At 66.1% G+C, this 20,906-nt stretch carries 23 protein-coding genes and 1 pseudogene; 8 read left to right on the forward strand and 16 right to left on the reverse strand.

From position 1 onward, the window contains the following. Positions 1-87 precede the first annotated feature (87 nt). Positions 88-543 carry a hypothetical protein gene (locus tag E1266_RS14945; RefSeq protein ID WP_132047246.1) on the reverse strand — a complete coding sequence of 152 codons (456 nt, stop codon included), beginning with the start codon at positions 541-543 and terminating at the stop codon, positions 88-90. Positions 544-717: 174 nt separating this feature from the next. Further along, complete coding sequence (locus tag E1266_RS14950; protein WP_132047248.1) at positions 718-1,107, reverse strand: RidA family protein; 390 nt, start codon at positions 1,105-1,107, stop codon at positions 718-720. A 563-nt stretch (positions 1,108-1,670) separates the two neighbouring features. On the opposite strand from E1266_RS14950, the gene E1266_RS38010 reads away from it, so the two are divergent. Next, positions 1,671-2,321 (forward strand): FkbM family methyltransferase, encoded by a 651-nt coding sequence (locus tag E1266_RS38010; protein ID WP_243718429.1) that lies wholly within the window; start codon positions 1,671-1,673, stop codon positions 2,319-2,321. 149 nt (positions 2,322-2,470) lie between these two features. On the opposite strand, the gene E1266_RS14960 is transcribed toward E1266_RS38010, so the two are convergent. Then, positions 2,471-3,514, reverse strand: coding sequence for a hypothetical protein (locus tag E1266_RS14960; protein ID WP_132047252.1), 1,044 nt, complete (start codon positions 3,512-3,514; stop codon positions 2,471-2,473). Positions 3,515-3,571: 57 nt separating this feature from the next. After that, positions 3,572-5,005 carry a WGR domain-containing protein gene (locus E1266_RS14965; protein WP_132047254.1) on the reverse strand — a complete coding sequence of 478 codons (1,434 nt, stop codon included), beginning with the start codon at positions 5,003-5,005 and terminating at the stop codon, positions 3,572-3,574. Between the two features lie 583 nt (positions 5,006-5,588). On the opposite strand from E1266_RS14965, the gene E1266_RS39860 reads away from it, so the two are divergent. Beyond that, positions 5,589-6,941, forward strand: coding sequence for a site-specific integrase (locus tag E1266_RS39860; RefSeq protein WP_132047256.1), 1,353 nt, complete (start codon positions 5,589-5,591; stop codon positions 6,939-6,941). 151 nt (positions 6,942-7,092) lie between these two features. On the opposite strand, the gene E1266_RS14975 is transcribed toward E1266_RS39860, so the two are convergent. Continuing rightward, a complete protein-coding gene (locus tag E1266_RS14975) occupies positions 7,093-7,290 on the reverse strand; it encodes a helix-turn-helix domain-containing protein (protein WP_132047292.1) in 198 nt (65 codons plus the stop codon). Between the two features lie 173 nt (positions 7,291-7,463). Between E1266_RS14975 and E1266_RS14980 the strand changes: the two genes are divergently transcribed. Then, positions 7,464-7,751 (forward strand): hypothetical protein, encoded by a 288-nt coding sequence (locus tag E1266_RS14980; protein ID WP_132047258.1) that lies wholly within the window; start codon positions 7,464-7,466, stop codon positions 7,749-7,751. 266 nt (positions 7,752-8,017) lie between these two features. Here the strand turns inward: E1266_RS14980 and E1266_RS14985 are convergent, their stop codons facing one another. From E1266_RS14985 to E1266_RS15000, 4 genes and pseudogenes are all read right to left on the reverse strand, one after another. Then, positions 8,018-9,565 carry a relaxase gene (locus E1266_RS14985; RefSeq protein ID WP_132047260.1) on the reverse strand — a complete coding sequence of 516 codons (1,548 nt, stop codon included), beginning with the start codon at positions 9,563-9,565 and terminating at the stop codon, positions 8,018-8,020. Further along, positions 9,562-9,981 carry a plasmid mobilization relaxosome protein MobC gene (gene mobC, locus E1266_RS14990; protein WP_132047262.1) on the reverse strand — a complete coding sequence of 140 codons (420 nt, stop codon included), beginning with the start codon at positions 9,979-9,981 and terminating at the stop codon, positions 9,562-9,564. Before mobC ends, E1266_RS14985 begins: the two co-directional genes overlap by 4 nt. 366 nt (positions 9,982-10,347) lie before the next feature. Then, on the reverse strand, positions 10,348-10,722 hold the full coding sequence (locus tag E1266_RS14995; protein WP_243718428.1) for an ATP-binding protein: 375 nt from the start codon (positions 10,720-10,722) through the stop codon (positions 10,348-10,350). Between the two features lie 75 nt (positions 10,723-10,797). Next, positions 10,798-11,472, reverse strand: a pseudogene (locus E1266_RS15000) (transposase family protein); the annotation flags it as partial. 711 nt (positions 11,473-12,183) lie between these two features. Between E1266_RS15000 and E1266_RS15005 the strand changes: the two are divergent. Next, a complete protein-coding gene (locus E1266_RS15005) occupies positions 12,184-12,870 on the forward strand; it encodes a YoaK family protein (RefSeq protein WP_207945655.1) in 687 nt (228 codons plus the stop codon). 327 nt (positions 12,871-13,197) lie between these two features. Here E1266_RS15005 and E1266_RS15010 read toward each other — a convergent pair whose 3' ends face one another. From E1266_RS15010 to E1266_RS15045, 7 genes are all read right to left on the reverse strand, one after another. Then, positions 13,198-13,536 (reverse strand): SH3-like domain-containing protein, encoded by a 339-nt coding sequence (locus E1266_RS15010; protein WP_132047268.1) that lies wholly within the window; start codon positions 13,534-13,536, stop codon positions 13,198-13,200. Continuing rightward, a complete protein-coding gene (gene scnC, locus E1266_RS15015) occupies positions 13,533-14,231 on the reverse strand; it encodes a thiocyanate hydrolase subunit gamma (RefSeq protein WP_132047270.1) in 699 nt (232 codons plus the stop codon). The genes E1266_RS15010 and scnC overlap by 4 nt, the downstream gene beginning before the upstream one ends. Beyond that, complete coding sequence (locus E1266_RS39865) at positions 14,228-14,536, reverse strand: SH3-like domain-containing protein (RefSeq protein ID WP_132047272.1); 309 nt, start codon at positions 14,534-14,536, stop codon at positions 14,228-14,230. The genes scnC and E1266_RS39865 overlap by 4 nt, the downstream gene beginning before the upstream one ends. Further along, on the reverse strand, positions 14,536-14,955 hold the full coding sequence (locus E1266_RS39870; RefSeq protein ID WP_132047274.1) for an SH3-like domain-containing protein: 420 nt from the start codon (positions 14,953-14,955) through the stop codon (positions 14,536-14,538). The genes E1266_RS39865 and E1266_RS39870 overlap by 1 nt, the downstream gene beginning before the upstream one ends. 148 nt (positions 14,956-15,103) lie before the next feature. Next, positions 15,104-15,418, reverse strand: a complete 315-nt coding sequence (locus E1266_RS15030) for a hypothetical protein (RefSeq protein ID WP_132047276.1) — start codon at positions 15,416-15,418, stop codon at positions 15,104-15,106. 996 nt (positions 15,419-16,414) lie between these two features. Continuing rightward, positions 16,415-17,089 (reverse strand): TfuA-like protein, encoded by a 675-nt coding sequence (locus E1266_RS15040; protein WP_132047280.1) that lies wholly within the window; start codon positions 17,087-17,089, stop codon positions 16,415-16,417. Then, entirely contained in the window at positions 17,086-18,303 is a 1,218-nt protein-coding gene (locus tag E1266_RS15045) for a YcaO-like family protein (protein WP_165966090.1), read from the reverse strand. Before E1266_RS15045 ends, E1266_RS15040 begins: the two co-directional genes overlap by 4 nt. A 328-nt stretch (positions 18,304-18,631) precedes the next feature. Between E1266_RS15045 and E1266_RS15050 the strand changes: the two genes are divergently transcribed. The 4 genes from E1266_RS15050 to E1266_RS15065 all read left to right on the forward strand — a co-directional run. Then, positions 18,632-18,820 (forward strand): hypothetical protein, encoded by a 189-nt coding sequence (locus E1266_RS15050; RefSeq protein WP_132047284.1) that lies wholly within the window; start codon positions 18,632-18,634, stop codon positions 18,818-18,820. A 495-nt stretch (positions 18,821-19,315) separates the two neighbouring features. Beyond that, positions 19,316-19,534: a CbtB domain-containing protein gene (locus E1266_RS15055; RefSeq protein WP_132047286.1), complete on the forward strand. Its 219-nt coding sequence runs from the start codon at positions 19,316-19,318 to the stop codon at positions 19,532-19,534. 21 nt (positions 19,535-19,555) lie between these two features. After that, positions 19,556-20,338, forward strand: a complete 783-nt coding sequence (locus E1266_RS15060; protein ID WP_132047288.1) for a CbtA family protein — start codon at positions 19,556-19,558, stop codon at positions 20,336-20,338. A gap of 87 nt (positions 20,339-20,425) precedes the next feature. Beyond that, positions 20,426-20,906, forward strand: a 481-nt coding sequence (locus E1266_RS15065; protein ID WP_132047290.1) for a hypothetical protein, incomplete at its 3' end; no start/stop codon positions are given.

Raw genomic sequence — 20,906 nt, forward strand, 5'->3', positions numbered from 1 at the left:
AAAATCCACCGTGTTCAGTGCGCCGCACCCGTAAGGGATCAACGGCTCTGTAAAGTACGCGGGCCTCTGCCATCGCGATGGACGCGATCACGGCGCCGGAGCAACAAGCCGAGCCAATGCGGGCCACCAGCCAGGGAACTCGCGAACCATGTCAGCCAGGGCAGGGCTGTGCGCCAGAAAGTGTCGGCAGTAATCGACCCAGGATTCGTATGAGCCTGTAGCCGGGATGGTTCCCGTTGCGTGCATTGCCACCTCTAGACAGTCAGCCAGCATTTCAGCAGCGACCGCTACGCGTTCTTTCAACTCACCGCTTTCCGGAGCAGGTTCGTTGTAATAGAAGTAGGGCCGCAGCTCGGGGTGGTTGCACATGACAAGGTGATGCGACTCTCGAAGGGCGTTCATGGCCTCCTGGAGGGCGGACGCACCTGCGATGGAGTTGTTAATCTTCGTCTGCTTGGCGACCTCACGTGTCTGCAACGCCAGCAGCACAGTAGAAACGATCAGCCCGAGCAGACCCCCGAGAGCTGTCACGACGGCGAGCATCAAGCTTCCTCCCACTCGATATGCGCTCACCTAGGACGCGGTCCAGGATTCTCGGGATCTATCCAAAGAGGAAGCACTCTGTTACCACACCTTGGAACGACCCCGACAATGCCTGACTCCACACGCGTCAGATCGATCGCCACACGTGGATGCTTCCAAACCGATCAAAGACTCTTACGAGGTGGCCTTCCGCGCGTCCACCTCGATTTCAATCTTCATGCGCGGGTCGGCAAGCCCGCACACCAGCATCGTGGCGGCCGGTCGTACCGCACCGAAAGCACGGCGCAGTACAGGCCAGCAAGGCTCGAAGTCGGCGCGGTCAGGCAGCAGATACCGCACCCGCACGACATCGGCGAAAGTGCAGTCCGCTTCGGCCAACGCGGTCTCGACGTTGCGCAGGCACTGCTCGGCCTGCTCCACCACGTCCTCGGAGATCGTCATGGTGGCGTAGTCGAACCCGGTCGTCCCGGACACGTACACCCGGTCCCCGTCGACTACGGCGCGGGCGTAGCCGATCTGCTCCTCGAACGTCGAGCCGCTGAGGATCACACGTCGTTCTGTCATGCGCGAACCCTAACGACCGGCCACCGGCGACCGGCCACGAACTCCCCAACGCCACGGCCGATGCACCAACTGCTCAACAAAACCGCATCCGCTCCGTCCAAAGTCACAATCCGTGCCATCTGTCCAGTTGAAGATCAGCGTGAAGTTCTGCAGGCGGCCGGGTTCCGCCATTGGCGGTGACACCGGGCACGCTCCGGAGTATGGTCACGCATGATCGCCAGGCGTTGGACCTGCCCCCCTCCAGGCCGGTCGTTCGCCCGCTCCGGCAAAGCTCCGCGACATGGTGGTCCACCTCGGGCACCGGCCATTCCTGTCGGCATGGACGGACGGCCGCCGGCTGCCTACGGGCGTCAGGAATGTTACGGAGCGGGCTGTTGGTTGACGACGTCCTCGACCCGACACCAGAGCGGAAGGAATCGGCCGCCGGATCACCGGCCGCGCGGACCGGCCGTCCGGCCTCGGGGCGCCGGCTCTCGGAGGCATTGCCGGCAGGACTGATCGGCCGCCTGGTGCGGACGGTCTACCCAAGGCTGGAGCCCGAGTTAGCGCGGCTGCCCGATTACATGCCGGTCGGGGGCACTGCGGTGGACATCGGCGGATGGTTCGGTCCGTGGACCCGACGCCTCTCCGATCGGGCAGACCGGGTGGTGACCATCGAGGCCGACCCGCGGCTGGCCGGACTGCTGTGCCAGGCGTTCCCGCAGGTCAAGGTCGTGCAGGCCGCCGCCTCCGACGAGTGCGGAAAGATCGACCTGTGGGTCCCCGACGGCGGCACCCTGGCGGGGATCTCCTCGGTAACGGGCGGTGCCGGACGTCCCGTGAGCGTCGCCCGGCTCACCGTGGACAGCCTCGGGTTGACCGACGTCCGCTTCATCAAGGTCGACGTCGAGGGACACGAACTGAACGCGCTGCTCGGCGCCGCCGAGACCATCGCCCGCGACCGGCCCAACCTGATCGTCGAGGTCGAGGAGCGCCACCGGCAGATGCCGGACGTGATCGCCCTAATGGGCAGGTGGGGCTATACCGGCCGCGTACTTCTGGACGCCGGCTGGACGCTGTTGGCCGACTTCGACCTCGCCACCCACCAGCGCGAAACAGTCCGCGAACTGGACCGGGGCTTCGTCCGCAGAACACTGCGCCCCGGTAAGCGCTACATCAATTCCGTCCTGTTCACCAACGACTCACACTCCCCGCCCTTCGCAACGCACACTTAAAGGCGAGCAGCCTGCCATTCCTAAGAGTGGTCGCGTACTCGTATCGCCGCGGCGGCTGTGACTATGTGGAGAACCGGAAGGGAAGGTCGCTGGCGCACCAGAGGCCCTACGAACGCAGCCATATATGGCCGCGGGGTGGGGTTGGCGGCTTAGGGGTTCTTGAAGGCAAGGGCGTTCCGGCCGTCCGCGCCTACGGTCCATACGGTGTTCGTTCCGGGGACCTCTGTGACGGCCTGGAGCATCGTGCCGTAGGGGCCGAGCTTCACCGATGTCCACTCGCCATCCCGGTAGCGGTGGAGGATGTCGCCGCCGTCCGTCACCCAGACGGTGCCGGACGCGTCGACGGCGATGTCTTCGAGGATGCCGCGGGGGTAGTCGTCCGGGAATGGGACGGCGGTCCAGGCGGCACCGTCCCAGTGGACGGCGACCGTTCCGGTCGTGGCCCAGACGTCGTCCTCCGCCACCGGGACGACGCGGCCGAAGCCGCCGAGGCCCGGGGGCGTCGGCAGGCTCGTCCAGGATGTGCCGTCGAAGCGGGCCGCGGCCAGGACGGCGGAGGTCCCGTTCCCGATCGCCCACATGCCGGTCCCGTCGCGCGCCGCACGCAGGTCGTCGATCCTTCGCATCCCGTCCGGGAGGTCGACGGCGGTCCAGGCGCTGCCCGTGCGCCGGTACAGCCGGTGCACCCGTTGCGGCTCGTCGGTGTACCCGGCGATCCAGGCCCCCGCCTGCCCCGTGCCGACCGCCTCCAATTGCAGGGCGGCCGGCAGGTCGACCTTCCCGAAGGCGGTCCCGTCGAACCGTGCGACGAAGTCGGGCGACGGCCCGATCGCAATGCCGGCGATCCATGTCTCGTCCGCCGCCACGGCGATCCGGTTGATCGAGCCTTCGCCCGTCCAGCCGGTGATCGGATACTCGGCCCAGGACGTCCCCGTCCAGCGGCGCACGACCGGGTTCCCCCGGCTCTGGGCGATGCAGTTGCCGATGAAGTCGGGTACGCAGTAAGCCCCCTGGTGCCCGCCGACCCATACCCCGCCCGCGCCGTCCGGGGCCACCTCGCCCAGCCCCGCCTCCGGCCACAGGAAGGGCAGCGCCACCGGACCCCATCCGGTGGCGGCGGCGCGCGCGGTCCCGAACACCCCGCTCACCAGCACGGTGGCCGCCAGCGCCAGGCACATGAGAGATCGCGTCATGAAGGCACTATGACCGCACGACGCCTACAACGCCAGTCATTACTGACAACGTTGTGGTCAGAGGAGCCGTCTGATCTCGCCGTAGGCCCGGTAGAAGCCGCCCCGGCCGGAGGTGCGGACGCCTTCGACGGCGTAACGGGCGCCGGGTCGGCGGATCTCCTTGGGGAACTGCACGTTCCATGACTGCTCGTAGCCCTCGCTGATGACCCGCACCCGGTGGCGGGAACCATCCTGATAGCACTCCAGGATGACGGCGTCGCCGGGCTGCGACGTCGTCTCCAGTACCGTCACCGGCTCGGACGTCGGCAGCGACGCGGCGACCTTCACGTCAACGGGCTTGGGGACCGACCCTTGCTGAGCCGCATGGATGGCCGTCTCGGAGGCGTCGATGCAGACCAGCGAACCGTCGGTGGTGACGATGTAGACCCTCTCGTCCAGGAACTGCATCGAATAGGCCGAGCCGTGCCCCGTACCGAGTTTCCACAGGCGCGTGCCGTCCTCGTCGAAACAGTAGATGGACGAGTGGTTGTCGCCGGCGAACACGTAGCGCCCGTCGGGCGAGGCCGCGCAGGAGAAGACGGCGGCGTCACAGCGGTACACCGCTTCGACCTCACCGTTGCCCTTGGCCAGCCTGTAGACCTCCTTGTTGCCGGTCGCGGCGTACACCGAGCGATTCTCCTGCCAGCCGAACAGCACGTTGCCGCCGACCGGCGTCCGCCAGACCGGTTTGCCATCGGTGGCCGAATAGCAGGCCACTCCGCGTGAGTGGCCGTGGAAGACGGTGTTGCTCCCGGCATCGCATCGCACCATCCAGGCCGAGTCGCCGTCGACGTCGCGCGACCATTGGTACTCGTCTTCGTGGTCGACAGCCGTGACGCGGCCGTTGCGGTCGGACACTCCGAGGATCGCGTCATCGATGTCCAGCCAATAGATGTCGACATCGGCGGATATCTCGTAGGCCACGTGCGGAACCTTGCCGCTCAGGTCGTACACCCTGCCGTCGTCACAGCCGGCGTAGATCCAGAAGTCGTCGGCGACGATGCACTTCACCCCGTTGGGCAGCCGGTAGTGGCCGGTCACGGTGCCGTCGGTGGCGACGGTGTACACGTCGCCGTTCTGGTTGCCGACCCAGCACCGGTCCTGGTCCACGAAGATGCCGAACGCCGCAGCGCCGGTGGCCAACCGCCACAGCACCGGTGCCTGGCGGGCCGTCGACCTGCTGCTGACCATGGTGCGCCTGGTGACCGGGCGGGCCTGCCGCACGCCCCGCACCGCCGGCGCGTAGCCTTTCCTGGTCTTCTCCGCGATCTTCTTGGCGGCGGCCGTCTCGGCCTTGGCCTCGGTCGCGAAATCGGTCACCTTCGTCTGGCCGGAGGCACCGATCCGTCCGTAGGTAATGGTGACCCGAGTGCCGGAACGGACCACCTCGTAGAACTTGTGCGCGGTGGCGTCGTCTTCGGACAACTCGAGGTACGTGCGGTGCTCCGCCATTCCAGCCTCTCGATCACCTGATACTGCGAACCGCTGACTCGGATGTCGCCGACCGTACAGATCAAGTCCGACAGATCGACCAGGAACCCGGCTGGAGTGGGCGCGCAGGACGCGGTCGGCGTTGCGGCCAGGGCGGGGACCTCCGCGAGGCCGCGGGGCGGGGCCCGGCGGTCGTCCAGCGGCCCTCCCAGGTCACACGAGACGCCCCCACGGCGATCGGCTGGCTGGTGGCAGACGCGGCGAGGTGGCGCGCGGGATCGATGGTGGCTGCCGGGAACGTGTCATCTCGTGGCGGCGCTCCTGATGACAACGTGATGACAAACGATCAAGGCCCTGTTCGGAGCATGCTCCGAACAGGGCCTTGACCTGGGATCTCTCGGTGGAGCTGAGGGGATTTGAACCCCTGACCCCCTCGATGCGAACAGGATAAATCGAACTCAATACACTCTGAGGTTCAACAACTTCAGGGTAAATTCCCAGGTGAGAGACGGTGCAATGCCGCCTCATGTCACCGCGTACCAAGATCGCCTACATGGTCCTTGGTGGCATTTCGGTGGCAAAGACGATCACCTGAGGAGCCAGCATGGGATTCTCCCGCCCGCGAGTCGGCAAGGACGGCCAGGTCCGCTACGCAGCCGTGTACCGCGACCTCCGGGGGAACATCAGGCACGCCGGAACCTACGCAACAGAGGCGCAGGCCGACAAAGCATGGCAAAAAGCTCTGGCGAAGCTGTCTTTAGAACGCCTTCCCGACCCGGGGAAGGGGCGGCAGCGCTTCAGACGCTACGTCGAAGACGTCTGGTTCCCCAACCACGTCATCGAGCTACGGACGAGGGAGAACTACGACTACGAGATCCACCGGCACATCATGCCGTGGTTCGCGAGCATGCGGATGATCGACGTTCTGCCGATCGATGTCCGCGAATGGGTCACGCATCTGCAGAATGAAGGCGTCAACCCGCCGACGATCCGCTACTGCATGACCATCCTCAGCGCCATCTTCACTACGGCGCTCAACGACCTCGTCATCGTCCTCCACCCCTGCAAGGGAGTTAAGACACCCCCGGTACCCAAGAAGAAGCGCACCATCATCACGCCGGAGCAGTTCGACCTGCTCTACGGGTCGCTGACGGACGCACGCATGAAGATGCTCGTCGAAGTCAAGATCGAGACCGGTCTCCGCTGGGGTGAACTCACAGAACTGCGGCCGAAGGACATCGACTTCGCCACGCGGACGCTCACCGTCTCGCGGGTCATCATCGAACTCAATCCCAAACACCATCCCGAGGGCGGCCGTTTCTGGGTGAAGGACTACCCGAAGGACCAGGAGCACCGCAGCGTCCGCTTCAGCAAGCAGCTCGCCTGCAAGCTCAAGGCGTACATCCAGGAAGAAGCCATCGAGGAGGGCTCCCTCCTCTTCCGCCTCCGCCAGGACGACCCCCCGCGCCCACGACGGCTACGCGTCCTTCTCGATCCCGAGACCCTCGGCTACATCGAGCCCGAGTGCCGTTACAGACACGGCACGCTCAGCGGGTACTCCGCAGGCAAGTGCCGCTGCCAGCACTGCAAGGACATCTACGCCGACTACCGCGCCCGTCGACGCGAAGCCGGCAAGGACTCCCCAAGACGCCGTCGCACGATCAACACCGACGGCCACATCCCCCGGACCTGGTTCCGCGACCACGTCTGGAAACCCGCCATCCAAGCGGCCGATCTCCGCATCCACGTCCGTCCTCACGACCTTCGTCACGCACACGCGTCCTGGCTCCTGGCCGGTGGAGCCGACCTCCAGGCCGTGAAGGAACGCCTCGGCCACGCCAGCATCACCACCACCGAGAAGTACCTGCACACCCTCCCCGACGAAGACGACTCCGCACTGGACGCCTTCGACAAGATCCGAAACCGCTCGAAACCCACTTCGATCCGAGCCGTCTGAATCCAACAACGAGACTTCCTGGGGATATCAACCCCCAGGAAGCCTCACCTCTTCGTGATCAAGCTTCAGACGGCACGGTCCCTCACCATCAACACCGAAGGTCCGGCTCTCCGATGGAGAACCGGACCTTCTACGAATGGTTGGCGGTTCGTCAGTTCGGTTCGAGGCCGAGGAGCCTGAGGAGGTCAGCCGTCACGACGCGATAGCTCGCCCCGATGCGGATCACCTTGCAGGGGAACTGCCCTTGACGGGCAAGCTGGTAGGCGCGCGTGCGCCCGAGCCCGATGGCACGGGCCGCGGTCTCGACGCTGACCGTGGTGGGGAGGGCGAGCAGCTCGTCCTGGCTCATCTGCTTCACGCTCCAGCCCCTCTCCGAGAGTTGCCGAACCATCTCGTGCGTAGCCGCCCGTTCTCGGGACGTCTCGCTCGTGGCTCGGCTCGTCGAAGCGGGGCCGTGGGTGCCGGTTCGGCGACGGAGTCGGGGGACGGCGTAGCACCGACCATGGGCGGCAGGCCCCTGCCGTGAACGTGGTTGATCGTGCTCTTGGCCTGGTCGACCGCCTCGCTGCATCCTGCACCCAAGTGGCGGGCGTGAAGAACTGTGCGGCTGAACGTTTCGAGAGTCTCATCGAGGCTCAGACCGTGGTCATGGACGAGCTGTCCGTCCATGTGCTGGCGCACGAGGAAGCGTTCGAGTTGAAGGAGGAGTTGATCGAGGCCGGAGACGGCAGTGTGGACAGCGTCCAACACTCCGCAGACGGTCGCCGGCCCAGCAAGGCCGCACGATTGGCCGACGGCCCGCTTCAGTGAGCGGACGGCGCTTTCGAGGTCGTGGGCGAGCTGTTCGGTTTCATGGTCGGTCAGGGTGTGGTCGTGAGCCATGAGTGCACTCCTTGGGCTGCAGGCCCTCTGGGGGAGGGCCAGGGGTGATCGTTGACATGGCTGTCCTTCCTGTTGGGGAGCAGCAGGCAGGTAGCTCTGCCGCTCCATGACGTTGTTTACGCTCCGTAATTGTGCCCGTGCCTTGATCATGACTCCACGACTCCGGAGGCATCGGCGAGTCACGCCCCGCACGGTCAGCGTTTGGACGCTCCCCTGGGAAGCTGTGGTCCCTGGAGAGGACGGACAGAGGGCACGGCTGTCGCGGCCAACCCCTCGGCCAGGGGTATCGGGAAAGACTCGGCCACAAGCCGAGCCATTTCCCTTCCCTCCTCAAGCGTCTCCGAGACGCTCGGCGGCATCGGTACGGTCGGCTCAGCCGCTATCCGCCGGATGGCGTGCAGCCGCCGCGCGGCCCGGCGTGCGGCATCGGCCTGGGCGAGACGCTGCTGGGCAAGACGATGCTCGGCCGTCGATTCGATGAGGTCGGCGATGTTCGCTATGAGGAACAGCAGATCGACGGTGAGGTCCCTTTTCTGCTCGCGTCGGTCTCCCCAGCCGACGTTGGTGACCGCGAGGAGTCGCGCTACTGCTCGTAGGGCGCTTCCGTACGGTGTGACCGGTGGCGGGCGGCCGTACGGTTCCCGGGCGGCGCGGTCGTAGGCGTCGGCGGCCTTGTCCAGTTCGCAGTTGCCGGTGATGTCCGCCGTGACGTGCAGGACGTCAGCGGCCGCCGCCGCGAGGTCAGCGCGGACACGCCGATCACGGAGCGTTCGCATCTGCCATGCCGCTGTCCCGGCTGCTCGGGTGGCCTCCCGGTAGGCCGCAGCGCGCACCTCGTGGTCGGCGGACCAACCTGACGTCCGCCTGCGCGACCGGGTCGGCGGCCGGTAGGCAACGGTGTCCGTCCACCGGTGGCGCAGCTTGGGCAAGGTGAGGTCGGCGGCGAGCTTGCCGCCGGAGAAGAAGACCGGTTCACCCGCCGAGTTGGTGTACTCGGGCACCGCGACGGCGTACCCGGTGACCTCACCGGGTGTCCGGACGCTGAATCGCAGCCGTACCGCGAGTCCGCGCTCGCGCAGGTCGGCGAAGAACGCCTCCTCGCTGTCGGATGCTGCGGCGGCGGCGGCCACCTGCCGACGCAGCGCGACACGGGGCGGCTCCTGCAACCCGGCGCGCTGGGCCCGTTCCAGCTCAGCCCGTGAAGGGCGCGGTGTTGCCGTGCGGTCCGCGGGCGCGGTCCGGCAGAGCCCGTACCGTTGCTCGACGGTTTGGCACACTGTGCGGGCCTTGAGGTAGTCGCGGGTGATGTTCGGTCGGCGGCCGTCTTCTCGCGCGAGTGTGGCCACGACATGGATGTGATCGTCGGCATGGCGCACGGCGATCCACCGGCATGCCTCGACGTCGCCGCGTGGTGCGATGCCGGTCTGGTGCATCAGCTCCTCGGCGACGTCGGCCCACTCCTCATCGGTCAGGGGACGATCGGTGGGGGCCGTCCGGAGCGAGCATTGCCAGACCGGCTCGGCGGGCCGGCTGCGCCTCATCGTCTCCAGCGGAGAACGCAGCACCTCGGCCAGCGGACGGAGGTGGCGCTTCCCGTCCGCGCGCCGTGTGGGTTCCAGGGCGGCCGGGTGCCGGTACCCGGCAACGATGTGAGGGTCGGTGTGCTCGTTGCGCCCGCCCGGACCGTACAGGTACCGCAGCAGGTTGCCGACATCGGCGCCGCGAGTGACCTTCGCGATCATGGCAGCCGTCTACCGAGTTCGACGATGACGACCTCGGTGCGCCGCACCACCTGGAAGCAGTACCCCGCCAACCACGTCACCGATTCCGGGACCTGGCCGTGGGCGTTGGCATGGCGCACGAGTTGGTTGAGGTTGACCCCGACCGCGTTGACCTGACGGCTGGCATTCCGCAACTCGGCATGCATCGCCGCGAGTGCCCCGTCCAGGGGCTGCTGCTCCCGGATCGCGGTGCGCACCGTCCTTATGACGAACGCGCTACAGGCGAGCCCGGCCCGCGTCGCTGCTTCATGAATCTCCTCGTACTCCACATCGCTGATGCGGATTCTCAGTTCCCGCTCCCGCCGTCGCCCACCGCCGAGTTTGGCTCGACGCTCCAGCGGCCCCGACCCGTCGTCGCCTCGCTTGGCTGTCGGCATATACCTCCGCCCCTGGCTTTTGAGGGACCGCGCTCGGTCCCCGCCTGGTCAGTGTGATCTTCCGCGCGGAAGTTATCCACAACAGGTAGCGCTCTACCAGCTATCTTGCATCCCCCGTTGGACCGGTTGGGAATTCGGTCCAGCTGGCGCGCTAATTCCAAACGCGATTCACAAATGACGTGCAGTGCCGAGAACTATCAAAACGTCCACATGCCAGAAGAGGCTCCCTTTGTACTCTACGCGTAGCAACAACGGGAACCGCCACAATCGTCACCTGTGCCGGGATATCCTCCAGCAGACCAAGTCATCGCTCGCCACTATCTTCACAGAAGTGATGACGGGTCCCGCGCATCCGGCGCGCGAGAGTCATGAAACTGACAACTCCGCCCACACCACTTTGCCACCGCCCTGGGCCGGGTACCAGCCCCACTTGTCACAGTAGGCGCGGACGACGAACAGCCCGCGTCCACCCTCGGACTCGAAGTCGGGCAGTTGCTCGACCGGCGGTTCGTCGCTGCTGTCCCACACCTCGACGAGCAGCATGGCCCGCCCATAGGACAGCCGCAGCCGCACCCAATTGAGCTGCGAAAGCTCAGTGAACCGCACCGCAAGCGGGGCCTTCGCGTACGCCTCTTGCTGCCGCACGTCGAGCATTCCGGTCGCCCTCACCGCGTTACTGATGAACTCGGTAATCACAAGCTTCGCGTCACCGAGTGCGACGCACACATCCCACCGCTTCAAGACATCCTCGGTATGGCGACGCGCCCAGTACGCGGCGTTGGGAAGCGCAATCAGTGTCAGCCCACTGAGCCTTTTTCATCCTCGGGTGGTTTCGTAGTTCTGTAGGACGGCGATGGCCTTGACGAGGTGGCCGGCCTTGCTGGGGCTGCAGCGGAGCTTGCGGAGGATTCGCCAGCTTTTGAGCTGGGCGTTTGCGCGTTCGCCGGGCCCGCGGAGCTTGGCGTGCGCGCGGTTGGCCTGCTTCTGGGACTCGGGCTTGTCGCGTCCCTTGTACGGGGTGAAGACGATGCGGGCCTCGGCGCCTTGATACCCCTTGTCGGCCAGCGTGATTATCCCCGCCTTGTCCAGCTCGCGGAGAATGCCCCACACGCGGGCGGCGGTCAGGTCGTGCGTGCGGCCGGGCATTGCTCCGGACGTCCAAAGGATCATTCCGTCGGGGCCGGCGATGACTTGGACGTTCATTCCGTGGCAGCGGTGCTTGGCCGAGTAGTACGGCCGGTCGGCCCGCACCCGGTCGCAGGTGATGAGCGTGCCGTCCAGCACCACCAGGTGCAGCCCGTCCTGCTTGGCCTTCCGCAGCGCCGCCGTCAGCTTCGGTGACCGCGCCGACAGCAGCCCCACCACCTCTTCGACATACCTCCAGGCCGTGCTGGTCGATATCTCGAATCCGGCCCCGAGTTCGGTGAAGGTGTCGCTTTTGCGCAGGTGGACCAGCACCAGCAGGGCCTGCTGCCCGGGGTTGAGCAGCCGTCAGGCCGACAGCAGAGCCCCTGGTTCGGACGCGGTGGTTGTGGTGATCAACCCGTCTACTAGGGGTTTCTTCACGCCACCCGCCGAACGCCCCCATCGCGATCATGCTGTGATCAGCGTCCGCCCAGCCGGATGAAAAAGGGTCACTGGAGCCATTGCAGACCCCCATAGTTCCTCGGTGCGCGGGCCTGTCCACAATCCCACCGCTACATGGGGCCCAGCCTCTGCCCGCCGTGCAACGGCTGCTCCAGCAGCACCGCCGCTTGATCACGCGTGAGCGAGCGCGAGCCCCGCCCAGGGCTGGCCGCGTGGGGCGTCGAGGTACATGCATCGGAAGCCCGCAAGAGTCGACGTCCACTCGGCGGGGTCCTTGTCGCTTCGGTCTGATTGAGGTTGCCGGTGGCCGTCCACAACTGCGAGAAGTCCAGCCGTTGGCAAACGCACAGTGGATTCCTAATCCGTGTGCTGTGCTCCGAATCCAACGCTCCCATGCGCCAGCACAGCCGATAGATCCGCCTACTGCTCATCCTCCGATTAGCCGGCATCTTCCAGGCTGCTGTCCCCTATCTCAAGCCAGATGTACTAGAACAGCTCACGAATGTGCCGCTTTGTCTCAGGCGTCCCCGTACCTGGGGAGGACTACCAAATTCGTAGCAGCAACACGCCGGGCATGGCTTCAAGGTCGCGCCTGCAGCCTGCAAGGATGCACGAGTGCCTGAACCTCGAGACCATGGACCGCTGCCGCCGCTGCTCGTGCTTCTCACGGTCATGACCGGATTGGTGGATGCGGTCAGCTTCCTTGAACTCGGCAATGTCTTCGTCGCCAACATGACAGGCAATATCATCTTTCTTGGTCTTGGCTTGGGCGGCAGCAAAGGGGTGGCGGGCGAGATCCTGCCGACCACGGTGTCGACCGTGTGCTTCTGCGTCGGAGCGGTGGTCGGCGGGCATCTGGCCTTCAACCGGATCGCACACCGAGGTCGATTGCTCGGTGCAGCCACGGCCACGCAGGCGGGCGCCCTTATCGCAGCTGCACTGGTCGTGATGAGCCTCGGCCACGCGCACGAGTTCGGGCGTTACCCAGCGATCAGCGTTCTCGCCGTGTCCATGGGATGGCAGTACGCGATCGTGCGCCGACTGGAGGTACCTGACTTTCGGACCATCGTGGTCACGACCACGCTCACTGCCCTCGTCGCCGATCGTGCTGAGGCAAAAGAACGAATCGCACGAAGACTTTCCTCGATTGCCGCGTTGCTGCTGGGCGCTGCAATCGGCACTCTGCTCATCCGAAAGGTCACGGTAGCGGCCCCCCTGTGGTGTGCGGCCGTGGTGCTGATCGTGGTCGCAGCCATATCCTTTCTCACCGCACAGCGGGCCAACGCCGAGAAGTGGGGTTGACAAAGACTGCCTGCGATACAGACACACATCTGTGGTGCGCGTCAGGTCCGGCGGCACGTACCGGTTCTCACCGGCAGCGTGCAGCGCCCAGGCCAAGCGGACCACTCCCCGGTTGAATACCGGCAGGACGCCGCCACCTCGATCGAGCAGCTGATCGCAGCGTTGTTCGCGACCGGTCCACGGATCCTCCGCCCTGGGGGCATGGTGTCGGTATTACCGGCAGAGCGCACCACCCCAGCACGACGACCGGCAGCATGGCCGCCGGACCCGTTGATCGCCGTGGGCCTGCGTCCTGGCGCGCCCACGGCGATCACGGCTGCGGATCCGTCACACTTCTTCGAGCTTGGCGCGCACGCCCTTCATCTTGGCCCGCAGTTCCTCCTCAGTGAACACCTCGCGGTCCATGAGGGTGTGCGCCACCGTGAGCGCCGACCTCGTCTGGACCGGGAACCGCACGTACAGCGACTCGCCCATCCGGTCCTCGAGTCGGCGGCGCTCCAGGTTGTCCAGCGCACCGTTCTTGGACAGCGCCTCGCAGGTGGCCTGCATCCTATTCTCCCAGACCTCCGGCTCATGCTCGATACAGCGCAGCGAGGTGTCCGTACGCTCCCCGATGTCGTCCAGCGTCTCCATCAGGATGTCGTAGGTTCGGGACGGGTCGCTCATCCCTTGATCCCCACCTTCTGAGCGGCCAGCGAACCGGTGTCCTCGGTACGGCCGACCTTCGGCAGCGCCACACCGATCATGGTGTCGCGCGTCACGATTTCGGCGAGCTGCTCCTCGCTCCACCCGTCGGTCCCCTCCGGCCGCATCGGCATGACCATGAACCGCGACTTCTGGTTCGAGTCGTGCACCCGCACCTCGACGTCCGCCGGCAGGTGGAGGCCGAACTCGCCGAGGACCTCGCGCGGCCGGCGGACCATCCGGCGCCGGTAGCTCGGGGTGCGGTACCAGTCCGGCGACATGCCGAGGACGGGACGCGGGTAGCAGGAGCACAGCGTGCACACGATCACGTTGTGTACGCGCGGCGTGTTCTCCAGCACGTAGAAGAAGGTGTAGTCGCTCGGGGTGCCGGTGCCTGTGGGGTGCAGCCAGTCGATCCCGACCTCCTTGCACGCCCCGGTGCCGTTCTGGAGCAGGCGCTCCTTGAACGCCGGGTCCGTCCAGGCCTTGGCGACCAGTTTCGATCCGCCGTGCGGGCCGACGCCGTCCGCCCATTCGGCGAAGGTGCGGTGGTCCTCGGCCGAGAAGATGCCCTTCTCGATGCACAGTTCACGGACTGCCAGTTCGAGGACCTCGAACTCGCTGACCTTGTCCGCCACCGGGAACGTGTTGTGCCCGTCGTGGTGGCTGTCGCTCATGTTTCCTCCCTGCCGTCGACGGCCTCGAGCCAGCGCTCCGAGAACTCGGACGTGAGCGTGTCGACGGGGTAGCCGGAGTAGTCCGGCCACAGTTCCGTCTGCTTGAACTGGACGACGTAGAACGGCTCGTGGCGGCCGTTCTCCAGCCGGTCCCAGGCCTCGTCTTCGGGGATCACCCACTCGGGGCGGTGCTCGGCCACGACACCGGTGCGGCCTCGGGTGTACTTCTGCGTGCGCGTGTGGAAGAGGGTGGTCTGGTTGCGGACCCGCACCCGATCACCGATCTTGAACTTGGGAGTGGCCATCACTTGCTCTCCAGACGTTCGCGGACCTCATCGATCTTTTTGCCGAGTTCGTCGGTCGTGAGCAGGCCCTTGTTGACGAGCGTCTTGGCGGCCACCGTGATCCAGCGGCCGTAGTACGGCATGCCGTAGTACTGCGTCTTGCCGAGGTCGTTCTCGGCCCGCCGCCGCATCTCCGAGTTCCAGGCCCCTCGCCACCCCAGGCATTCGCAGGTGAGGTAGGTGTTCATCTCCCATTCCGTCTCGCCCTTCGGCAGGTACGGCTGGGGCCAGTCCGTTTCGCCGCCGACGTCGTGAACGACCGACGTCAGCGTGTGGTACTCCTCATTCGAGATGGTGTACGGCGAGTCCAGGACCTCGCGGTTCTCCGGATTCAGATGCCGGACCTTGTCCAGGAGCGTGTCGTACTGCATCCTCGACATGCGATCTCCCTTCTAAAGCGAGTTCGTCACCGGCTTCACTTACCGGGGACGCGTGCCTTCAACCGTGCGGTAGTCAAAGGGCAGTGCAAACGAAACTTGACTTGCCCGGATGAGGCGACAGGGTACGGATCGGCCGGTTCGACCGAACTCACTGGTCCCTGAAGCAGGCGATATGGAAGGGCCGGGGCGCCGGGATCCCGTCCGGGGCGTAAGTGCGCACCCTCAGTTGATTCTGTCCTTCGCCCAGGCCGACTGTGATCAGTCCTGGCTCCACCGTCTCGCCTTCGGCACTGCCGATCGTGGCGGCGAAGTTGGTCTTGGCATCGCCGCCGTACAGCGGCACCCCCCAGTCGACGACGTATTCGTTCACGCCGTCGAAGGCGCAGCCTTCCACTAGGTAGCCGCGAACGACTCCGCCATCCGCACCGATAACGCATGCCAGTCTTTTCTCGAAGCCCGACACCAGTTCACCCCTTCCTCTTCACGTTGGTTCGTTTCTCGTCCTGACGCGATTTTCTCATGCCCTTCCGGGTCGTCGACAACCACCAGATATGTTTTGCCGTACATTGCCGTAATGAAGGGATGGAATCGACCTGCATGCAACGCAGGAGCCGCTCATCACCGAGTCGGTGATGCACCTCTCAACGGCCGTGCCTGGCCGGTTTGAATGAATACAGGTTCAGCGTCGCCGGAGGATTGGCCACTCCCGGACCGCCCGCGTTGGCCCAGGCTGTGATGTCATCGACCGCGTCCGTGTCCAGGATGCGCCCGAGCCACGCCGCCCGGCCGCCGGCCGCCCGGCCTTGTGCGGACGGGTTGACGATGATGACGTTCGCTTGGGTGCAGGGTCCGAGGCAGTCGGTGTAGCGCAGCCGGACATCGCATGCCAGTTGGCGGCGGAGGCGTCTCTCCAGCCGGTCGTGGTCGACTCCTGGATTTCTCCGGTCAGTACCGCAGCAACAGCCCCGGCACACGGTGATGGTGCATCTCGGCTGTGGCGCACCGAGCGCCGCGGCCGCTTCGGCGGTCACAGGGCCGCCAGCCGGCTTCGCAACGGCACACGGGGCCCGCCGGTCCCTGCGACCGAGAGCCCGCGCACTACGTTCTTATCGATGACACGGCCGTCGGGGCTCCGCCCGACTCGTGTCAACTGCCAGATCGCCAACCAACTCTCCCCGAGACGATACGTGTGGACGACTTCCGGTCACCGTGAACTGGAAGCAGGAAGGACCGCGAAGTTCGATGTCGGGCTGCTACCCGCCACCAAGCGCCACATGACGTCTTCTGACACAAGAGTCCGTCACCTGACTCCAGAAGACGGCAAAGGTCCCCAAAGAGACTTGCTGCGCCCGCGAGTTTCGCTTTAACCCGGCAGGGCGCGTTGCGGCGATCGGCCGGTGCTACCGTCCGGGAAGCGCGGCCGGGCCGGCAGGACGCGGCGGTGTGAGGCTTCTTGCGGTCAACTCCACCGCCACGACTCCGCCTGGAAGAACCTCAGCAGGTCGGCACTCTTCACGCGGTGGCGCGGCAACGCCTGGAGCGCATCCCGGACACCGGGCATGACGCTCGGGCCGGCGACCTGGCCGCACAGGTCCACGAGGGCGGTCGTCGTGCGCTCCCCGAACCACCGGCCGGCCAGCAAGGCCGCTACTTCGTCCGCCTGCTGCGGCCGGAGAATCCCTCTGGCGGCCAGATGGGTGAGAAACGATCTGAGGTCGATCATGGATTCGCTGAGCGGCCGGTACTCCGGTTCCGGCCCGTGCAGGACCGCGACCTCGTCGTCCGGGATCATCCGGTCGGCGAAACACCGGTACACGACCCCGGACCCCCGCATCCCGTGGCTGGACAGCTCTGCCGCGCGTATCGCGCCCATGGATGCCAGGCCCCAGACTTGCCACCCGGCGTCGAGCGCTGCGAGAATCTCGCGGTGGCCCACCGCGAGTACGTCACCGAAGCGGCCGTCCACAATGACAAGATCACCCGGAGGGCCTTTCGTTCCGGTTACGAGCGCGGCGACGTCACCGCGCTGCACCGGGGGCAGGACGACCATCCTCGGCCCCTGGAACCTGTCGCGGGCGAAACCGTGGGCGGTCGGTCCAAGGAACGTGTAGCCGACGGGCCTCGTGATCGTCACGTGCTCTCGTCCAGGACCATGTCGGCCATCTCCGCAAGGCGCACCCCGACCCGGTGGGTGGCCTGCGTGAAATGCTCCGCGAAGGGCACGGTCACTCGGACCACCGTGAATGGCCGCGCCAACGGCGGGTACCGATAAACCCCCACTCGATCTAATCCATTCGCTCGGCACCGTTCGAGCAGGTCCGCGAGAAGCTCTGCAATCGATGACAACTGGGCGGTGGGAATGTCTGCGAAATCTATCGTTTTATCATCACGAGCAAAGCCGGCCACGAGTTTGTCCCGGTACGCACGCCGCTTCTCTGCGGTGAAGGAGTCGATGAACTCCACCGTCGCCTCCAGGTCATCTCGCGCGCCCTGAATATACGTCAGTCGGGACTGGGCGGCCTCGCAGAGTGCGCGAGCTGCGGCTATCGCCGCTACCGGATGGAAGCCGTAACCCCCGTTGCACGCGAGCGGCGAGGCCAGATCGTCGTCGGCGACCAGGCTGGAGAAGCAAGGTCCGAGAGGGGTGGGCACCAGGCGAAGCCATACCTTGAGGCCGGCATCCTGAATCCGTTCCATCATCATCGCCGGGACAGCCGGCAGCTGCGCAGGACTTACCAGCAGCGAATCCGACCGGACCGTCTCGAATGACAAGGCGTCGCGTTCGATGACTTCGCACAGCCCGTGCAGGACGGCCTCATCGGGACTGTTGCCGGATGCCAGCCCAGTGGTCGTGGATCCCCACAGGCCGGCCGCCAACTGAGGCGGGCAGGGGTGGAAGACCAGTTCTGCGGGGACGAGGAAGTCGCCACTCGAAATGGCCTCGGCCGTCCGCACCCAGGCGAACTCCTGATCCGGGTCGACTTTCCTGCCCAGGACCGGACACAGACTCCCGACGCTGGGACCGCCCCGGTCCACCGCCTTGCGCGCGGTGAGCCGCACGAGGTCGCCCCGCCGATCCGCCTCCGCCGCCGACCGCTCCGCCACCGCGAGTTCGATGGCCTCCATCAAAGCGCCGGCGCGCGCCTCATCCGACGTTCCTCCCTTGCCCGCGGTGACGATGACGGCGGCCGCATCCGGTCTGGTCGCCGAGTAGACCGGAATACCCACCCGGTCCAGCCAGGTCGCGTCGGCACAGCGTGTCACACCGAGCCGACGGGCCACCTCCCACGCACGTCTCGCGGTCTCCGCCGCCGGGGCAGTGCGAAGGCTGCTGCTGAGAACCGGCACCTTCCATCCCGTCGTGAACAGAGCCCGAAACCGCCATCCTGACACATCACGTGATCACAAATTCGGACAACCAGAATTTACGTGAACGTCGCTACCGGAATTAGAACGCAACTCCAACGCTTTGTGCGCAAGGCGCATCCCACGCCCTAGCAGATCACACAGACCACCCTTACCACAAGGTAATGATGATGGCGCGTCAGCATGTCCACGCGCCTGTTCCGCCGCAAGTGAGCATGCTAGTCTCTTGACGCCAATCGGTCGCGTCTCCCCAGAGCGGACCGGCACAGGTACTGCGGACGCGGCTCACTGTGATGAACAGGGGTGTGCCATGAAAAGCGCAGCAGAAACCCGACCCGACCGTTCGGTAGACGCCGGCCGCAACAGCGGTCCGGTCCTCGAACTGAGCGATACTGCCGCCTCCTATCTGAACGCCAGGCTCGCCGAGGGGCTCGTCGCCCCCGCCGCCGCTCATGACCACACCACCGTGAGCGAACCGGGCGTCACACAGCACCGATAGCGCCCGCCCATCACCGGACCGCACCGTAGGCCGCACCGACCCGCCGCCGACAACACGCGATCCCGTCGGCGGTGCCGCACGGGGCCGGATCAAGGGCGGCACGCGTCCGGCAAGGAGGTCCGCGGCTGAACCGGCGCCATCCGGGACGTCCCGGCTCGCCCCAGTTCAGTCGCGGCTTCGTTCCAGGGCCGGGAGTACGAGCACGGCCGCCTGTCCGATAACTGCGTCACCTGCTGCAGAAATCCCGGGCAGGCGTCCCTCGGCCGACACTCAGCCGAAATACACGGGCGGTGATCAATAAAAATGCAACTCTCATTCACATGCCTCGATGCGGCCGATGCCACAAGGGCGCCTGCTGCACCATTAAAGAATGATCTTCACTAGAGCCGTGACCAACTAGGCGAAGGCGTGTTAGAGTCCGAGTGCGTATGAAGTGCGCCAGCACACGGAAGATCCTTTCCGGTGCGGATGGCAGGATCGAAGAGGAGAGAATGCATGGCCAATCTGGTGCCCCCCGCGACCTCTGCCCGCCCCGCTCCCATTCGGCTACCCCTGCGAGAGATCGTCCCGTGGGCGCTGTTCGCCGTCGTCCTCGGCCTCACCATCCTCTACTTCGTCGGAGCGGAGCAGGGCGCCACTTCCCTGTTCAGCGGCTCGGCCATTCACGAGTTCATGCACGATGGTCGCCACATCGTCGGCTCCCCCTGCCACTGATTGCCCGCCCAGGAGGGCTCAGTGATCAGAGCACTTCTCATCCGAGGCATGCTGGCCGGGCTCATCGCAGGCATGGTGGCCACCGTGTTCGCTTGGTTCGTCGGCGAACCAGCGATCCGCGATGCCATCAGCTACGAAGAAGGCCATGACCAGGCCGGCGCCGCACACTCGCACGTGGCCGGAGCAAGCCCGCACGTACACGAGGCCGCCGAGTCGGCCGTGTCCCGCGGCGTGCAGGAGACTCTTGGGCTGTCCGTCGCGCTCGCACTCTTCGGCATCGCGATCGGCGGCATCTTCGCCTTGGTCTTCGCCGGACTCCACGGACGCCTAGGAGAGCTGACGGCTCGTCCGCTCTCGGCGCTGCTGGCGGGCGCGGGATTCGTCCTCGTCGGACTGGTGCCGTTCACGAAGTATCCGGCGAACCCGCCCGCGGTCGGTCACGAGGACACCATCGGGAGCCGGACGGTCTCGTACCTGGCCCTGATCACCGTCAGCATCATCGCCGTGGTCATCGCAACCCAGACGGCGCGCCGCCTGACCGCCCGCCTCGGGGTGTGGAACGCCACCCTCATCGGCGGCGGCGTGTTCCTGGTGCTGGTCGGCATCGCCTCAATCACGCTGCCCGGATTCAACGAAGTACCAGCCGACTACCCCGCCGCCGTGCTGTGGCGGTTCCGAATAGCCTCACTCGCCACAACCGCGATCATCTGGACCGTCCTCGGGCTTGTATTCGGTGCACTCGCAGCCCGGGTCATCGACACAAGCAACACACATTCTGCGATGGGTGTAGCTCGTTCTCAGTGAGTATCTGACCTGGGTTTTCGTGGTTGTACTGGTTGATCGTGTGTCCGCCTTTTACCGTGGGTGTAGGCGTGGTGAGGCGGTGCGGCGATGGGTTCGTTGCTGGATGAGCTGGCGCGGCGTGAGGCCGGGGTCCGGCAGCGGATCGAGGAGATCCGTGAGCAGATCGCCGGGTTGGAGTCACGGCTGGAAGCCGAGGAAGACCGGCTGTCGCGGCTGTTGATCACGCGGGAGACGGTGGAGGAGATCCTGGGCGGGGCCGTCCCGCCGGTGCCGGCGCCCGCGGGTGAGGGCCGGCCCGTCGAACCGGTCGAACCGGTCGAACCTGTGGACGCGCCGTCGTTGGTGCGTGGTGTGGTGACGGTGCCGCCGTGGCGGCCGGGCATGTCGGCGCAGGTGTTGCCGCAGGCGTACCGGGACGCGGTGGAGATCATGGCCGATGCCGGTGGGGCGATGCGGGCCGGGCAGATCCTGGCGGCGATGGGCGTGGCGGACGAGGCGGCCAAGCGGGAGGGGCTGCGCGCCAAGCTGAAGCGGCTGGTGGAGCGGGGGCTGTCTCTTATACACACCT

Origin of the sequence: Actinomadura sp. 7K534 (assembly GCF_004348575.1) — a bacterium.
Classification (GTDB): domain Bacteria; phylum Actinomycetota; class Actinomycetes; order Streptosporangiales; family Streptosporangiaceae; genus Spirillospora; species Spirillospora livida.

What these genes read in the sequence shown, in the direction of transcription:
- E1266_RS14985 (WP_132047260.1), bottom strand. Translation starts at nt 9,565, where the DNA reads ATGATCGCGAAGGTCACTCGCGGCGCCGATGTCGGCAACCTGCTGCGG.
- scnC (WP_132047270.1), bottom strand. Translation starts at nt 14,231, where the DNA reads ATGAGCGACAGCCACCACGACGGGCACAACACGTTCCCGGTGGCGGAC.
- E1266_RS15010 (WP_132047268.1), bottom strand. Translation starts at nt 13,536, where the DNA reads ATGAGCGACCCGTCCCGAACCTACGACATCCTGATGGAGACGCTGGAC.
- E1266_RS38010 (WP_243718429.1), top strand. Translation starts at nt 1,671, where the DNA reads ATGCCGGTCGGGGGCACTGCGGTGGACATCGGCGGATGGTTCGGTCCG.
- E1266_RS39860 (WP_132047256.1), top strand. Translation starts at nt 5,589, where the DNA reads ATGGGATTCTCCCGCCCGCGAGTCGGCAAGGACGGCCAGGTCCGCTAC.
- E1266_RS15055 (WP_132047286.1), top strand. Translation starts at nt 19,316, where the DNA reads ATGGCCAATCTGGTGCCCCCCGCGACCTCTGCCCGCCCCGCTCCCATT.
- E1266_RS14965 (WP_132047254.1), bottom strand. Translation starts at nt 5,005, where the DNA reads ATGGCGGAGCACCGCACGTACCTCGAGTTGTCCGAAGACGACGCCACC.
- E1266_RS14945 (WP_132047246.1), bottom strand. Translation starts at nt 543, where the DNA reads ATGCTCGCCGTCGTGACAGCTCTCGGGGGTCTGCTCGGGCTGATCGTT.
- mobC (WP_132047262.1), bottom strand. Translation starts at nt 9,981, where the DNA reads ATGCCGACAGCCAAGCGAGGCGACGACGGGTCGGGGCCGCTGGAGCGT.
- E1266_RS39870 (WP_132047274.1), bottom strand. Translation starts at nt 14,955, where the DNA reads ATGTCGAGGATGCAGTACGACACGCTCCTGGACAAGGTCCGGCATCTG.
- E1266_RS15050 (WP_132047284.1), top strand. Translation starts at nt 18,632, where the DNA reads ATGAAAAGCGCAGCAGAAACCCGACCCGACCGTTCGGTAGACGCCGGC.
- E1266_RS39865 (WP_132047272.1), bottom strand. Translation starts at nt 14,536, where the DNA reads ATGGCCACTCCCAAGTTCAAGATCGGTGATCGGGTGCGGGTCCGCAAC.
- E1266_RS14960 (WP_132047252.1), bottom strand. Translation starts at nt 3,514, where the DNA reads ATGACGCGATCTCTCATGTGCCTGGCGCTGGCGGCCACCGTGCTGGTG.
- E1266_RS14950 (WP_132047248.1), bottom strand. Translation starts at nt 1,107, where the DNA reads ATGACAGAACGACGTGTGATCCTCAGCGGCTCGACGTTCGAGGAGCAG.
- E1266_RS14975 (WP_132047292.1), bottom strand. Translation starts at nt 7,290, where the DNA reads ATGAGCCAGGACGAGCTGCTCGCCCTCCCCACCACGGTCAGCGTCGAG.